The following is a 15,821-nucleotide window of genomic DNA, read 5'->3' as shown; positions in this document are numbered from 1 at the left end:
AATGTGAGGGTTTCCGCATGGGGATATTGATGATTCAGTTCATCTAACATTTTGATAAATAAATCAGAGTTCTTTTTTATTCCTTTAATATTGGTGACTTGCTCTGTCTGGGCATTGAGGCAACCCGTAAAGCAATGTTTTGGGGTGATAACCCGTTTTTGTTATCCTTTGAAACACCCGTCCGCACCGCTTTGCACCAGATAATCTCCACCTGAACAAAGTAACGATAGAGGATATTTTATGTCAGAGAGAAGTTGAGTCCTTCGAATCCATATAATGTAAACCACTCAACCCAACGATTTATGGAATAAAATGCTATATATAATATTTTTACGATATAAGTAACTATAAATTCCTCATTGAGGATCAATAACGCCGTCAGTCGACGGGGATAATTTTTATCACGGGTTTTATGGATAAGTTTTCTCATTTTCTGGCATTCATTTTAAGGTATGGGTACTATGATAGACATCACTCAGTCCGTGTTAGGGTTTGGGATTTTTCGCAATTGATCAGATCGCAAAAATCAGACTGAGTTCCCTTCCAACGATCTACTATTTTGAAAGTTTATTTATTAGGAGATTGATGATGAAAATGACAATATCCGCAGATAATATTAAACTCTTTATCAAGAAAATAGACGAATTAGTTAATATTGAGAATAAAAAAAAGGGGGGCGCTCTCGCCGTTGCGGTTATCCACGGCAATAAAATCATTTATCAGCGTCATATCGGAAAAGCTAGCATTGAACATGCTGTGGTTGTAAAACCTAAAACTAAATTTTATTTAGCGAGTGTTTCAAAACAATTCACGGCTTTTTGTATAGCTTTGCTGGAGAAAGAAGGAAAGATTAACGTCAAGGATAAAGTCAGACAATATTTGGATTATTTACCCGCGCATTTCTCTGATATTACTATTGAACATCTTATTCACCACACCAGCGGGTTACGGGATATATTTTTACTTTATGGTCTGGCAGGTAAAAACTCAGATTTTGACTACTGCCATGCTGACTTAGAGAGAAAGCTGATCCAACGACAACAGGTACTTAACGTCCCGTCTGGGGAATATTATCTTTATAGCAACACCGGCTATTATTTGCTGGGGGAAATCGTCAGCGTGGTTTCAGGCCAGTCATTGAAAAAATATGTAGAAGAAAATGTTTTCGCCCCATTAAAGATGAAAAATACCTTTATCTGCGATGATGTAACCGAGATTATCTCTGACAGGGCGATGGGTTACATTTATAATAAGGATTCACAACGGTGGATAAGAAGCGATATCAACAATTCCGTGGTGGGTAGTGCAGGGGTTCACTCCACCGTGAATGATTTGTGTCGTTGGATGAGAGCATTTTATTCACCATCGATTGTTCAGGATCTGTTGCCTCAATTATCCCGTACACCAGATTTAACCAATGGTAATCGTAACAATTATGCTTATGGTTTGATTATCAATCGACGTGCAGGGCAAACGGTAATACAACACGGTGGTACTTATGCTGGCTTCAGAGCGAGTATTTGTATTTTACCGGATGCTAAATTAGGTATCGTGATTACCACTGCAACAGGTGTTGATGTTGCTAAATGGGTGGATCGGTATATTAATATATTGCTTAACTCCGATGTTGAGCCAGAAAAGCCGCATTACCTAACCAGTGATATTGATATTACCGGTATTTTCCGAGGGATAGAGTCTTATCCTTATATTATTACCAAAGAAGATGTTTATTTCTTAGGTAATGTATTTGAGAAAGGTAGCCCGATTACTTTTAACTCTGACGGTACATTCCAAGAGCAAGGAGGTAAAACACGGTTCATGCCTATCATTGAAAATGACAATGTTATCGCACTGAAACAGATTGATGAAAATGGTAATATTTTTTATTTTAAAAAAATGAACGATGAAGGTAGTATCGATATTAAGCTATTGTCAGGGCGCTATTATAGTTACGAAACAGAGGCGATAATTAATGTTATATCGTCTGGTAAAGATATCTATATTGATGGGATTGTCCATCCTATGAAAGAAGAGGTTTTGCGGCATATTTATGGGAATAGCTATTTGTCCACAGGAACTAATCTTATTATTGATTTTAAGTTTTTTTCTGATGAAAATAAATGTCGCCTCTATGTTAGTAATTCGCGTTGCTTGAATTTGGAATTCATTGCAGTTTAATGGACACGTTAGTAAATACAGATTTAGAACAGTATTTAGCTAGCAAGATAGGATTGATGCTATTGTGAGAACCTGGAGATATTTTCTATTAGATACACTTCATTCTAGGCAGAACGGTTATATTTATGTTCTGCCTGTTTTTTGTGAACATCAGCACCTATAATTACTTTATATTGCCACTCACACATTAAATGACAATCATCATCACTTGGATATTTCTTGTTTACGTCTTACAGTACTGCCCGCATATGTATTGTTATCAGGTCGTATAAATAACGTTTCATAATTCTGCTACACATGACCTTCTCCAACCTATTGTTATACATAGAATTATGGGTAGTATAAGATGTGGCGCTATTTTGGAATCTTATTTATATTCTGTTTTGTAACCTTAAATAAGGAAGTTCATGATGGAATCTACTATATCTACAGATAAAATTAAGTTATTTCTCAAGAAAATAGACGAATTAGTTAATGTTGAGAATAAAAAAAATGGTGGAGCTTTCGCCGTTATTGTTACCCACGGAAATAAAATCATTTACCAGCGTCATCTCGGACAAGCTAGCATTGAACATGCCGCTGCTATAAAACCTACGACTAAATTCTATTTGTCGAGTACTTCAAAACAATTCACGGCTTTTTGTATCGCTTTGCTGGAGAAAACAGGGAAGATCAATGTCAAAGATAAAGTTGGACAGTATCTGGATTATTTACCCGCGCATTTCTCTAATATTACTATTGAGCATCTTATTCACCATACCAGTGGGTTACGGGATATATTTTTACTTTATAGTCTGGCTGGTAAGAGCTCGGATTTTGACTGCCGAGATGCTGATTCAGTAAGAAAGTTAGTTCAACGGCAAAAAGAGCTTAACTTTACGCCTGGAGAATATTATCTCTATAGCAATATGGGCTATAATTTGCTGGCAGAAATAGTCAGCGTGGTTTCAGGTAAATCGTTAAGAGAATATGCGGAAGAAAATGTTTTTGCCCCATTGAAGATGAAAGATACCTTTTTCAATGATGATGTAACTGAAATTATCTTTGACCGGGCGATGGGTTACACTTATAACCAGGATTCACATCAGTGGGTAAGAGGTGATATCAACAATTCTGTCGTGGGTGGCGGCGGGGTTTACTCCACTGTGAATGATTTGTGTCGTTGGATGAGAGCATTTTATTCCCCATCGATTGTTCAGGATCTGTTGCCTCAATTATCCCGTACGCCAGATTTAATCAATGGCAATCGCAATAATTACGCTTACGGTTTGATTATCAGCCAGCGGGGAGGGCAAAGGATAATAGAACATGGTGGTTCCTATGCTGGTTTTGAATCTAATGTTTGCATTTTACCGGACGCTAAATTAGGTATTGCGATTACTGCTGCGACAGGTGTTGATACTATTGAATGGATGGATCAGCATATTGGTATTTTGCTTAACAATATTGAGCCAGAAGAACCACATTGTCTAACCAGTGATGTCGATATTACCGGTATTTTCCGAGGGATAGAACCTTATCCTTATATTATTACCAAAGAAGATTTTTATTTTTTAGGTAATTTATTTAAAAGAAGTAACCCGATTAATTTTAACTCTGACGGTACATTCCAAGAGAAAGGAGGTCAAAGTCGATTCAGGCCCATCATTGAAAATGACAGTGTTATCGCACTGGAGCAAACTGATGAAAATGGCAATGTTTTTTATTTAAAAAAGATGATCGATGAAGGTGGTATCGATATTCAGAGATTGTCAGGAAATTATTATAGCCATGAAACAGAAGCAACGATGACTATTTCTGCTTCTAGTGACAAGGTTTATATTGATGGTATTGTTTATACTGGGAAGAAAGAGATCTTACGTCGAATTTACGGGAATAGCTATTTCGCCCCCAATGATGGACTGTTTATTGATTTTGAAGTGAACCCTGATACTGACAAACCTCATTTCTATATCAGTGATTCACGTTGCTGGAAGATAAAGTTCGTCGCAGTTTAATTTATAAAGTGATAAATTAGAATGAAGAATGGCATGGTTATAACAGTATGGAATTAATGCTATTTGGTGACTAAAGATATTTTCTATTAGATATACTTTGTTCCAGGCAGAACGATCATATTTATGTTCTGTCTGTTTTTTGTAAACATCATCTACGGTAGTCACTTTATATTGCCTACCATATATTAAATGATGATCGTTATCACTTGGATGTTTCCTGTTTACATCTTACAGTACTGCCCACATATGTTTTGTTTTATAATCTTAAATAAAATAAGGAAGTTCATAATGGAATCTACTATATCTACAGATAAGATTAATTTGTTTCTTAAGAAAATAGACGAACTGGTTAATATTGAAAATAAAAAAAAGGGTGGAGCTCTTGCCATTGCTGTTACCCAAGGCAATAAAACCATTTATCAGCGTCATATCGGGCAGGCTAGCATTGAACACGCTATAGCGGTAAAACCTAAAACTAAATTCTATTTAGCGAGTGTTTCAAAACAATTCACGGCTTTTTGCATAGCCTTATTAGAGAAAGAAGGAAAGCTCAGCGTCAAGGATAAAGTCGGGCAATATTTGGATTATTTCCCCGCAGAATTTTTTGATATTACTATTGAACATCTTATTTACCATACTAGTGGATTACGGGATGAATTTTTACTTTATCACCTGGCAGGTAAAAATTCAGATTTTGATCACCGTCATATTGATTTGGTGAGAAAACTGGTCCAACGTCAACAGACACTTAATTTCACGTCTGGGGAGTATTATCTCTATAGCAACACGGGCTATAGTTTACTGGCGGAAATAGTCAGAGTAATTTCAGGTAAATCGTTGAGGAAATATGCGGAAGAAAATATTTTCGTCCCATTAAAGATGAAAGATACCTTTTTCTATGATGACATAACCGAAATTATTTCTGATCGGGCTATGGGTTATGCTTATAACGAGAAGCTACACCAGTGGGTAAGAGATGATATCAACAATTCTGCCGTGGGTGGTGGTGGGGTTCACTCCACCGTGAATGATTTGTGTCGTTGGATGAGAGCATTTTATTCACCATCGATTGTTCAGGATCTGTTGCCTCAATTATCCCGTACACCAGATTTAACCAATGGTAATCGCAATAATTATGCTTACGGTCTGATTATCAGTCAACGCGAAGGGCAAAAGATAATACAACATGGTGGTGCTTATGCTGGCTTCAGGTCTCACGTTTATATTTTACCGGATGCTAAATTAGGTATCGCAATTACCGCTGCAACAGGCGTTAATGTTTCTGCATGGGTGGAGCAGAATATTGATATATTGTTTAATACCCATATTGAACTGGAAAAACCGCATTGCTTAACCAGTGATATTGATATCACCGGTATTTTCCGAGGGATAGAGCCTTATCCTTATATTATTACCAAGGAAGATTGCTATTTATTGGGTAATGTATTCGAAAAAGGTAATCCGATTACTTTTAACTCTGACGGTACATTCCAAGAGGAAGGAGCTAAAATCCGATTCAGACCTATCATTGAAAATGACAGTGTTATCGCACTGAAACAGATTGATGAAAATGGCAATGTTTTTTATTTGAAAAAGATGATCGATGAAGGTGGTGTCGATATTCAGAGGTTGTCTGGAAATTATTACAATCATGAAACAGAAGCAACAATAACTATTTCTGCCTCTAGTGATAGGGTTTATATTGATGGTATCGTTTATACTGGGAAGAAAGAGATATTACGTCAGGTTTACGGGAATAGCTATTTTGCCTCCAGTAGTGAACTGATTATTGATTTTGAATTAGATCCTGATACGAATAAACCTCATCTCTATATCAATAATTCACGTTGTTGGAAGATAAAGTTCGTCGCAGTTTAGTTTATAAAGTGATAAATTAGAATGAAGAATGGCATGGTTATAACAGGATGGAATTAATGCTATTTGGTGACTAAAGATATTTTCTATTAGATATACTTTGTTCCAGGCAGAACTATCATATTTATGTTCTGTCTGTTTTTTGTAAACATCATCTACGGTAGTCACTTTATATTGTCCTCTATATATTAAATGATAATCGTTATTACTTGGATGTTTCCTGTTTACATCTTACAGTACTGCCCACGTATGTATTGCTATTAGACTGAATATATATGTTCTGTTTTATAATCTTAAATAAAATAAGGAAGCTCATGATGGAATCTACTATATCTACAGATAAGATTAAGTTGTTTCTCAAGAAAATAGACGAATTAGTTAATGTTGAGAATAGAAAAAAAGGCGGAGCCATAGCTGTTGCTGTCATCCACGGCAATAAAACCATTTATCAGCGTCATATCGGACAAGTTAGCATTGAACATGCTGTTGCTGTAAAACCTAATACTAAATTCTATTTGGCGAGTGTTTCAAAACAATTCGTGGCTTTTTGTATTGTCTTGCTGGAAAAAGCTGGTAAGCTCAGCGTCAAAGATAAAGTTGGCCAATATTTGGATTATTTCCCCGCTGAATTCTCTGACATTACCATTGAACATCTTATTCACCATACCAGTGGGTTACGGGATGAATTTGGGCTTTATGAGTTGGCAGGTAAAAATTCAGACTTTGACCACCGTCATATTGATTTGGTGAGAAAACTCACTCAACGGCAGCAAGCGCTTAATTATACGCCTGGAGAATACTATCTCTATTGTAATACGGGCTATAATTTGCTGGCGGAAATAGTCAGAGTGGTTGCAGGTAAATCGTTAAGAGAATATGCGGAAGAAAATGTTTTTGCCCCATTAAAGATGAAAGAGACCTTTTTCTATGATGACATAACTGAGATTATTCCTGATCGAGCGATGGGTTACGCTTATAAGGAGGGGTCGCACCGGTGGGTAAGGGATGATCTCAACGATGTGGTAGTCGGTGGTTCAGGGCTTCATTCTACGGTAAATGATTTGTGTCGTTGGATGAGAGCATTTTATTCACCATCGATTGTTCAAAAGTTGTTACCTCAATTATCTCGTACACCAGATTTAACCAATGGCAATCGTAATAATTATGCTTACGGTTTTATTATCAGTCAACGAGAAGGACAAAAGATAATACAACACGGTGGTTCCTATACTGGCTTTAAATCTCATGTTTGTATTTTTCCAGATGCTAAATTAGGTATCGCGATTACCACTGCAACAGGTGTTGATGTTTCTGCATGGGTGGAGCAGAATATTGATATCTTGTTTGACACCGATATTAAGCCAGAAGAACCGTATTGCCTAACCAGTGATATCGATATCACCGGTATTTTTCGAGGGGCGGAGCCTTATCCTTATATTATTACTAAGGAAGAGACCTATTTGTTAGGTAATTTATTTGAAAAAGGTAATCCGATTATTTTTAACTCTGACGGCACATTCCAAGAGAAAGGCGGTAAAATTCGGTTCAGGCCGATCATTGAAAATGATAGTGTTATTGCATTAGAACAGATTGATGAAAATGGCAATGTCTTTTATCTTAAAAAGAGGGTTGATGACGGTGGTGTCGATATTCAGCGATTGTCAGGGCGTTATTATAACCGTGAAACAGAAGCAACGATGATTGTTTCCGCTTCTGGCGATGGGATTTATATTGATGGGGTTGTTTATATTGGTAAAAAGGAAGTTTTACGGCGGATTTATGGGAATAGTTATTTCTCTCCCAGTACTGAACTGATTATTGATTTTGAATTAGATACTGATGCCAATAAACCTCATCTCTATACCAGTAATCCACGTTGTTGGAGGATAGAATTTGTTGCAGTTTAACGGATAAGATGATAATACGAATCAAAGGGCAGTGCTGCCTGTCAGGATGGGATTGATTCTATTGAGAGTCTAAAGATATTTTTATTTAGATGAACTGTGTTTCAGGCAGAACTATTATATTTATGTTCTGTCTGTTTTTTGAAAATATCAGTCCCGGTAGTCACTTTATATTGCCATCTATATATTAAATGATAATCGTTATTACTTGGATGTTTCCTGTTTACATCTTACAGTATTGCCCGTATATATATTACTATCAGGTCGTATATATATGTTCTGTTTTATAACCTTAAAATAAGGAAGCTCATGATGGAATTAAAGATATCTACTGATAAAATTGAATTATTTCTCAAGAAAATAGACGAGCTAGTTAATATTGAAAATAAAAAAAAGGGTGGCGCTCTCGCTGTTGCTGTTACCTACGGTAATAAAACTATTTATCAGCGCTATATCGGAAAGGCCAACATTGAACACGCAGTTGCTATACAACCTAATACTAAATTCTATTTGGCAAGCGTTTCAAAACAATTCACGGCTTTTTGCATTGCTTTGTTGGAGAAAGCAGGAAAGCTTTGTGTTAAGGATAGAGTTGGGCAATATTTGGAGTATTTCCCGATAGAATTTTCTGATATTACTATTGAACATCTTATTCATCATACCAGTGGATTACGTGATGAATCTTTACTTTATCGCTTGGCAGGTAAAAACTCGCGTTTTGATTACCATAATATTGATTTGATAAGAAAACTGACGCAGCGGCAACGAGCGCTTAATTTTACGCCTGGCGAATATTATACTTATAGCAACACGGGCTATCATTTGCTGGCGGAAATAGTCAGAGTGGTTTCAGGTAAATCATTGAGAGAATATGCAGAAGAAAATATTTTCGCCCCGTTAAAGATGAAAGATACTTCTTTCTATGATGATGTCACAGAGATTATTTTTGATCGGGCGATGGGTTACACTTATAACAAGGAACCGAACCGGTGGGCAAGATATGATCTCAATGGTTCGGTGGTAGGTGGCACAGGGGCTTATTCTACGGTGAATGACTTGTGTCGTTGGATCAGAGCATTTTATTCACCATCCATTGTTCAGGAACTGTTGCCTCAATTATTTCGTACACCAGATTTAACCAATGGCAATCACAATAATTATGCTTACGGTTTGATTATCAGCCAACGAGAAGGGCAAAAAATAATTCAGCATGATGGTTCCTATGCTGGTTTCAAATCTGATGTTTGTATTTTGCCTGACGCTAAATTAGGTATCGCTATTACCTCTGCAACAAATATTAATGTCATTCAATGGATTGAACAGTGTCTTGATGTGTTGTTTAACACGAATATAATTGAACCGGAAAAACCACATTGTCTAACCTGTGATATCGATATCACAGGAATTTTCCGAGGGGCAACGCCTTATCCTTATATTATCACCAAGGAGAATTGCTATTTATTGGGTAGTTTATTCGGAAAAGGCGAACCGATTACTTTTAACTCTGATGGTTCATTCCAACAGCAGGGAAGTAAAACCCGATTCAGACCTATCATTGAAAATAATAGTGTTATCGCATTAGAACAGATTGATGAAAGTGGCAATGTTTTTTATTTTAACAAGATGACTGATGACGATATTATCGATATTCAGAGATTGTTAGGAAGTTATTATAGTCATGAAATAGAAGCAACGGTGACTATTTCTGCTTCTGGAGATGAAATTTATATTGATGGAGTTACTTATCCTGAGAACAAAGAGGTTTTACGGTGGGTTTACGGTAATAGTTATTTCTCCCCGAGTACTGAATTTGTTATCGATTTTGAATTGGACTCTGATATGAATAAGCCTCACCTTTATATCAATGACTGGGGTTGCTGGAGGGTGGAATTTTTTGCAGTTTAATTTTTAAAGTGATAAATCAGAATGAAGAATGGTATTGTTGTAACAGGATGTAATTAATGCTGTTGAGGGCCTAAAGATATTTTCCATTAGATGCATTTTACTCCAGGCAGAACTATTATATTTATATTCTGTCTGTTTTTTGTAAACATTAGCTCCGGTAGTCACTTTATATTGCCCTCTATATATTAAATGATAATCGTTATCACTTGGATGTTTCCTGTTTACATCTTACAGTACTGTCCACATATGTATTGCTATTAGATTGAATATATATGTTCTGTTTTGTAATCTTAAATACAATAAGGAAGTTCATGATGGAATCTACTATATCTACAGATAAGATTAAGTTGTTTCTCAAGAAAATAGATGAATTAGTTAATGTTGAGAATAAAAAAAAGGGTGGAGCCCTCGCCGTTGCTGTAACCCACGGAGATGAAACCATTTATAAGCGTTATATCGGGCAAGCCAGCATTGAACATTCTGCTGTTGTAACCCCAAATACGAAATTCTATATGGCGAGTGTCTCAAAACAATTCACCGCTTTTTGCATTGCTTTGTTGGAGAAAGAGGGAAAGCTTTGCGTTAAGGATAAAGTTGGACAATATTTGGATTATTTCCCCGCAGAATTCTCTGATATTACCATTGAGCATCTTATTCACCATACCAGTGGATTACGTGATCAATTTTTACTTTATAGCCTGGCAGGTAAAAATTCAGCCTTTGACCACCGTCATATTGATTTGGTGAGAAAACTGACGCAACGGCAACAAGCGCTTAATTTTACGCCTGGAGAATATTATCTCTATAGCAACACGGGTTATAATTTAATGGCGGAAATAGTCAGAGTAGTTTCAGGCCAGTCGCTGAGAGAATATGCGGAAGAAAATGTTTTCGTCCCATTAAAGATGAAAGATACCTTTTTCTATGATGATGTTACCGAGATTATTTTTGACCGGGCAATGGGGTACTCCTATAACGAGGACTCGAACCGATGGATAAGAGAAGATCTCAATGATGCGGCGGTAGGAGGTTCGGGGCTATATTCTACAGTGAATGATTTGTGTCGCTGGATGAGAGCGTTTTATTCGCCATCGATTGTTCAGGATCTATTGCCTCAATTATCTCGTATGCCAGATTTAACTAATGGCAATCGTAACAATTATGCTTACGGTTTTGCGATCAGCCAACGTGAAGGGCAAAAGATAATACGACATGATGGTGGTTATGGTGGCTTCAGATCAGAAGTTTGTATTTTGCCTGATGCTGAATTAGGGATTGCTGTTACTTCTGCAATGAATACTAATGTCTCTAAGCTTGTTCGACAATGTTTTGACGTATTGTTTAATCCCAATGGTACTAAACTAGAAAAACAGCCTTGTCGGACTGATGATATTGATATTACGGGTATATTCAAAGGAATACAGCCTTATCCTTATATTATTACCAAAGAAGATTGCTATTTATTAGGTAATTTATTCGAGAAAGGCAACCCGATTATCTTTAATTCTGATGGAACATTCCAAGAGGTGGATGGGAAAATTCGGTTCAGACCTATCATTGAAAATGACAGTATTATTGCATTGGAGCAGATTAATGAAAATGGCAATGTTTTTTATCTAGATAAGATGATTGATGATGGTGGTACCAATATTCAGCTACTATTAGGATATTATTATAACCACGAAACAGAATCTGTGCTCACTGTTGCAGCTTCTGAAGATGAGCTTTATATCGATGGCATTATTTCTCCTGAAAGAAAAGAGGTCTTACATCGGGTTTATGGGAACAGTTATTTTTCTCCTAGCACAGAGATTATTATTGATTTTGAATTAAACTCTGACACTAATGAACCTTATCTTTATCTCAGTAATGATCGTTGCTGGAACATAGAATTCGTCCCAGTTTAATTGATAGTGTTGTGAACACGAGTTGAGAATAGTGTTTTTCTGGTAGAATTGATTGAATTATATTAGGCAGAATTTCCATATTATTATTCTGCCTTATCACACTGTATATATGTTATTTTTATATAACCTTAAATAAGGGAATTAATGATGGAATCTATTATATCTAAAGATAAAATTAAGTTGCTTCTCAAGAAAATAGACGAATTGGTTAATATTGAAAATAAGAAAAATGGCGGTGCCCTCGCAGTTGCGGTTACCCACGGAAATGAAACCATTTATAAACGCTATATTGGACAAGCCAGCATTGAACATTCTGTTGCTGTAACCCAAAATACGAAATTTTATATGGCGAGTGTTTCAAAGCAATTCACCGCTTTTTGTATTGCCTTGTTGGAGAAAGCAGGAAAACTCAACGTCAAGGATAAGGTGGGGAAATATGTGGATTATTTCCCGGCATATTTCTCTGATATTACTATTGAGCATCTTATTCATCATACCAGTGGATTACGGGATAAATATGTCCCTTATGGCTTTGCCGGTAAAAATTCAGATTTTGACCACCGTAGTATGGATTTATTGAGAAAACTGATCCAACGGCAACAAAAGCTTAATTTCACGCCGGGGGAATATTTTCGCTATAGCAATACGGGCTATAATTTGTTGGCGGAAATCATCAAAGTGGTTTCGGGTAAATCGTTAAGAGAATATGCGAAAGAGAATATCTTTATTCCATTAAAGATGAATAATACCTCTTTCTATGATGATGTTACTGAGATTATCTCTGATCGGGCGATAGGTTATGTCTATAACGAAGATTCAAATCAATGGATAAGATATGATCACAACGATTCAACTATAGGTAGTGCGGGGCTGCGTTCTACAGTGAGTGATTTATGCCGCTGGATGAAAGCATTTTATTCACCATCGATTGTTCGGGATATGTTGCCTCATTTATCTCGTATGCCAAATTTGGCCAATGGCAATCGTAACAATTATGCTTACGGTTTGATGATCAGCCAACGTGAAGGACAAAAGATAATACGGCATGATGGTGCCTATGGTGGTTTTAAAGCTGATGTTTGTGTTTTACCTGATGCTAAATTAGGTATTGTGATTACGGCTGCAACAGGTATTAATAGTGTTGAGTTTACTAATCAATGTCTTAATGTATTATTTAACACTGATATGACTGAACCAGAGCATTGCCTGACCAGTGATATTGATATTACAGGTATGTTCAAGGGGGTTGATCCCTATCCCTATATTATTACCAAGGAAGATTGCTATTTATTAGGTAATTTATTCGAGAAAGGTAATCCGATTATCTTTAACGCCGATGGAACATTCCAAGAGAAGGGGGGAGACATCCGGTTCAGACCTATCATCGAAAATAACAGTGTTATCGCACTGGAACAGATTGATGAAAATGATAATGTTTATTATTTGAAAAAGATAACTGATAAAAGTGATATTGATATTCATCGATTATCCGGTCGCTATTATAATGACGAAACAGAATCGATGATCAATATTGACGTGTCTGGTGATGCGCTTTGTATTGATGCGATTGTCTTGCCTGGAGAAAAAGAGGTCTTACGATGGGTTTATGAGAATAGTTATTTCTCCCCAAGTACTCAACTTATTATTGATTTCGAATTGAATCCTGATACGAATAAACCTCGTCTTTATGTCAATGATTCACGTTGTTGGAAGATAGAGTTTGTTCTGGTTTAATTGATAAAACTGTAACTATAAAATAATAATGTTTTTTATAGGATGAAGAGATTCGATTGAGAACATAAAGAGATTTTCTATCTAACCTATTTATTTTCAGGCAGAACTATTTCTATTATGTTCTGCCTGTTCGTCATGATTTTGATATTTTAATTGCTTCATCGATTGTTTTTGGTTTATATTCCTATCGCATTCTAATCCATTGAGAATGCATTTTTCCTCTGGTTAGAGATATAATTTAATTCTTATTATAATAGAGTGGGATAAATTTATGATAAAAGGTGCATTATGTAATATTGGCTCATGTTTTCTAATCTGGTGTTAGGAAAATAGCTTAAATCACTATATACAGGTTAAAGTAAATGAAACATTTATATTCATCGGAGAAATAATATGGTTATAAATGTTATATTGTATTTTTTATAGATATAATTAACGTTATTTTAGATAAATTAAATAAATAATGAACGGAAATATTTAACATGGTTGATAATAATAAAACATATCTACTTGAGAATGAGCAGATATCTTGTGACTTTGATTCTGAGGTCGTTATTGGGTTAGTCGGCGCTGTAGGAACGGATTTGGAAATAATTAAAGATTCCATAACACAGAAGCTTAATGCGTTCAGGTATGATGTACAGGAGGTAAGAATATCTTCTGAAATCATTTCAGTATTAAGAGATATTCCCTCAACAAAGGATAATTATGAGAGGATAAGTTGTTTAATGTCAGAAGGTAATTATTTACGGGAGACTAGTAAGGATAATTCTATATTGGCATTAGCTGCGGTGGCAGAAATAAATAAAAGAAGGGAGAAAAAGCATTTTTCATCAATACCATCTATTAGGAGGGCATATATTATAAATTCTCTTAAACACCCGGATGAAGTCAATGCATTAAGAGAGATTTACACAAATGGGTTTTTCCTGATAGGTGTATATACGAGTGAATCTCAGAGATTAAGAAATCTTATCGTTGATAAATATATTGATGAAGTAAAAGCTAGAGAATTGATTAATCGTGATTCTAATGAAGGGAATAAATGGGGGCAACGTACTCGAGATACTTATGAGTTATCAGATTTCTTTATAAATTATGATGGAAATAAAAATAGGGCCGATAATAATATATGGAGAATATTAGATCTTATTTTTGGTAATCCATATGTCACGCCAACCTTTGATGAATACGCCATGTTTATGGCTTTTTCTGCTTCTCTGAGATCAGGAGATCTTTCCCGTCAGGTTGGTGCTGTATTAACGAAAGACAAGAATATAATCTCAACTGGCGCTAATGATGTACCGCGATTCGGTGGAGGGTTATATTGGCCTGATTATGTACGAGATGCAATTGAAGATGTTGAAAATGGTAGAGATTATAAATTAGGTGAAGATTCAAACGCTAAAGAGAAAGGATTAATTATTGAAGATATACTTGAAAATATTGAAGAGGAACAAAAAGAAAATTTTAGAGGATGTCTCCTAAATAGCAAGATAAAGGATATTACCGAATATGGTAGGGTTGTACATGCTGAAATGGAAGCCATCTTAGCATGTGTAAGAAGTAACATTAGCACTCATAATGGGATATTATATTGTACTACATTTCCTTGCCATAACTGTGCAAAACATATTGTTGCCAGCGGTATACGGCGGGTTGTCTATATTGAGCCTTATCCTAAAAGTAAAGCTTTTGATTTTCATCTTGACTCTATTTCAACACCTGAAGAAGAGTCTTATGATAATAAAGTGATTTTTGAACCATTCGTGGGTGTTGGACCTCGCTGTTTCTTTAATTTGTTTTCAATAAATCTGGGGATAGGATATAAAATAAAAAGAAAAAATAAGGATGGTAAAGTTATTAAATGGCATAGAAAGGATGGAAGGCTGAGAATGAAGATGCTATCATTATCTTATATAGAAAAAGAAACCGAATCAGCAGCTAACATAGATAACTTAGTAAAGGAGTTAAAAAAATGACTAAGAGAGAGGAATTTTTGGCTTATTTAAATGAAGCGAGTAAAATAGTTGAGCAATGGCCAGATTGGAAGAAAGGTGGATTGAGAACCTATCGTAACTTGCAGACATCTGATGAAAATAAATCTAAGGATTATGCGACGGATGAGGCTGAAAATAAGTTGGCATAACCTATTCTTATTTATTGAAAAATAGAAAATCCGATAAGAATTTTACGTTTTCACCTCCAATTTATATATTAATAAATCAACTAAAATAATAAATTAAAATTTTAGCTTAAAGTGAACCTGTACATAAAGTTGTAGTCAATTGTTTTAACGTGGCTTAATCTAAATAAAGTAA

The 15,821-nt window shown here is 35.7% G+C and carries 9 protein-coding genes and 1 pseudogene; 9 read left to right on the top strand and 1 reads right to left on the bottom strand.

What is annotated here, in order from left to right; translation table 11 throughout:
• Nucleotides 1-430, bottom strand: a pseudogene (locus Phpb_RS24530) (IS630 family transposase); the annotation flags it as partial.
• A gap of 155 nt (nucleotides 431-585) precedes the next feature.
• Here Phpb_RS24530 and Phpb_RS14580 point away from each other — a divergent pair.
• From Phpb_RS14580 to Phpb_RS26085, 9 genes are all read left to right on the top strand, one after another.
• Nucleotides 586-2,178 carry a serine hydrolase domain-containing protein gene (locus Phpb_RS14580; RefSeq protein ID WP_065390971.1) on the top strand — a complete coding sequence of 531 codons (1,593 nt, stop codon included), beginning with the start codon at nucleotides 586-588 and terminating at the stop codon, nucleotides 2,176-2,178.
• 407 nt (nucleotides 2,179-2,585) lie between these two features.
• Complete coding sequence (locus tag Phpb_RS14575; RefSeq protein ID WP_065390970.1) at nucleotides 2,586-4,175, top strand: serine hydrolase domain-containing protein; 1,590 nt, start codon at nucleotides 2,586-2,588, stop codon at nucleotides 4,173-4,175.
• Nucleotides 4,176-4,463: 288 nt separating this feature from the next.
• Nucleotides 4,464-6,053: a serine hydrolase domain-containing protein gene (locus Phpb_RS14570; protein ID WP_065390969.1), complete on the top strand. Its 1,590-nt coding sequence runs from the start codon at nucleotides 4,464-4,466 to the stop codon at nucleotides 6,051-6,053.
• 311 nt (nucleotides 6,054-6,364) lie between these two features.
• Nucleotides 6,365-7,957 (top strand): serine hydrolase domain-containing protein, encoded by a 1,593-nt coding sequence (locus Phpb_RS14565; protein WP_065390968.1) that lies wholly within the window; start codon nucleotides 6,365-6,367, stop codon nucleotides 7,955-7,957.
• Between the two features lie 306 nt (nucleotides 7,958-8,263).
• Nucleotides 8,264-9,859, top strand: coding sequence for a serine hydrolase domain-containing protein (locus Phpb_RS14560; RefSeq protein WP_065390967.1), 1,596 nt, complete (start codon nucleotides 8,264-8,266; stop codon nucleotides 9,857-9,859).
• 311 nt (nucleotides 9,860-10,170) lie between these two features.
• Nucleotides 10,171-11,766, top strand: a complete 1,596-nt coding sequence (locus Phpb_RS14555; protein ID WP_065390966.1) for a serine hydrolase domain-containing protein — start codon at nucleotides 10,171-10,173, stop codon at nucleotides 11,764-11,766.
• 144 nt (nucleotides 11,767-11,910) lie between these two features.
• Nucleotides 11,911-13,500 carry a serine hydrolase domain-containing protein gene (locus tag Phpb_RS14550; RefSeq protein ID WP_065390965.1) on the top strand — a complete coding sequence of 530 codons (1,590 nt, stop codon included), beginning with the start codon at nucleotides 11,911-11,913 and terminating at the stop codon, nucleotides 13,498-13,500.
• 482 nt (nucleotides 13,501-13,982) lie between these two features.
• Nucleotides 13,983-15,482, top strand: coding sequence for an anti-phage dCTP deaminase (locus tag Phpb_RS14545; protein ID WP_065390964.1), 1,500 nt, complete (start codon nucleotides 13,983-13,985; stop codon nucleotides 15,480-15,482).
• Nucleotides 15,479-15,649 carry a hypothetical protein gene (locus Phpb_RS26085; RefSeq protein ID WP_165603301.1) on the top strand — a complete coding sequence of 57 codons (171 nt, stop codon included), beginning with the start codon at nucleotides 15,479-15,481 and terminating at the stop codon, nucleotides 15,647-15,649. Before Phpb_RS14545 ends, Phpb_RS26085 begins: the two co-directional genes overlap by 4 nt.
• Nucleotides 15,650-15,821 lie beyond the last annotated feature (172 nt).

Source organism: Photorhabdus namnaonensis (genome assembly GCF_001684335.1).
Taxonomy (GTDB): domain Bacteria; phylum Pseudomonadota; class Gammaproteobacteria; order Enterobacterales; family Enterobacteriaceae; genus Photorhabdus; species Photorhabdus namnaonensis.
This window is presented reverse-complemented; position numbering and strand designations above follow the sequence as displayed.

Bases quoted from the DNA above. Each gene is read 5' to 3' on its own strand.
- Phpb_RS14580 (WP_065390971.1), top strand. From the start codon at position 586: ATGATGAAAATGACAATATCCGCAGATAATATTAAACTCTTTATCAAG.
- Phpb_RS14575 (WP_065390970.1), top strand. From the start codon at position 2,586: ATGATGGAATCTACTATATCTACAGATAAAATTAAGTTATTTCTCAAG.
- Phpb_RS14570 (WP_065390969.1), top strand. From the start codon at position 4,464: ATGGAATCTACTATATCTACAGATAAGATTAATTTGTTTCTTAAGAAA.
- Phpb_RS14565 (WP_065390968.1), top strand. From the start codon at position 6,365: ATGATGGAATCTACTATATCTACAGATAAGATTAAGTTGTTTCTCAAG.
- Phpb_RS14560 (WP_065390967.1), top strand. From the start codon at position 8,264: ATGATGGAATTAAAGATATCTACTGATAAAATTGAATTATTTCTCAAG.
- Phpb_RS14555 (WP_065390966.1), top strand. From the start codon at position 10,171: ATGATGGAATCTACTATATCTACAGATAAGATTAAGTTGTTTCTCAAG.
- Phpb_RS14550 (WP_065390965.1), top strand. From the start codon at position 11,911: ATGATGGAATCTATTATATCTAAAGATAAAATTAAGTTGCTTCTCAAG.
- Phpb_RS14545 (WP_065390964.1), top strand. From the start codon at position 13,983: ATGGTTGATAATAATAAAACATATCTACTTGAGAATGAGCAGATATCT.
- Phpb_RS26085 (WP_165603301.1), top strand. From the start codon at position 15,479: ATGACTAAGAGAGAGGAATTTTTGGCTTATTTAAATGAAGCGAGTAAA.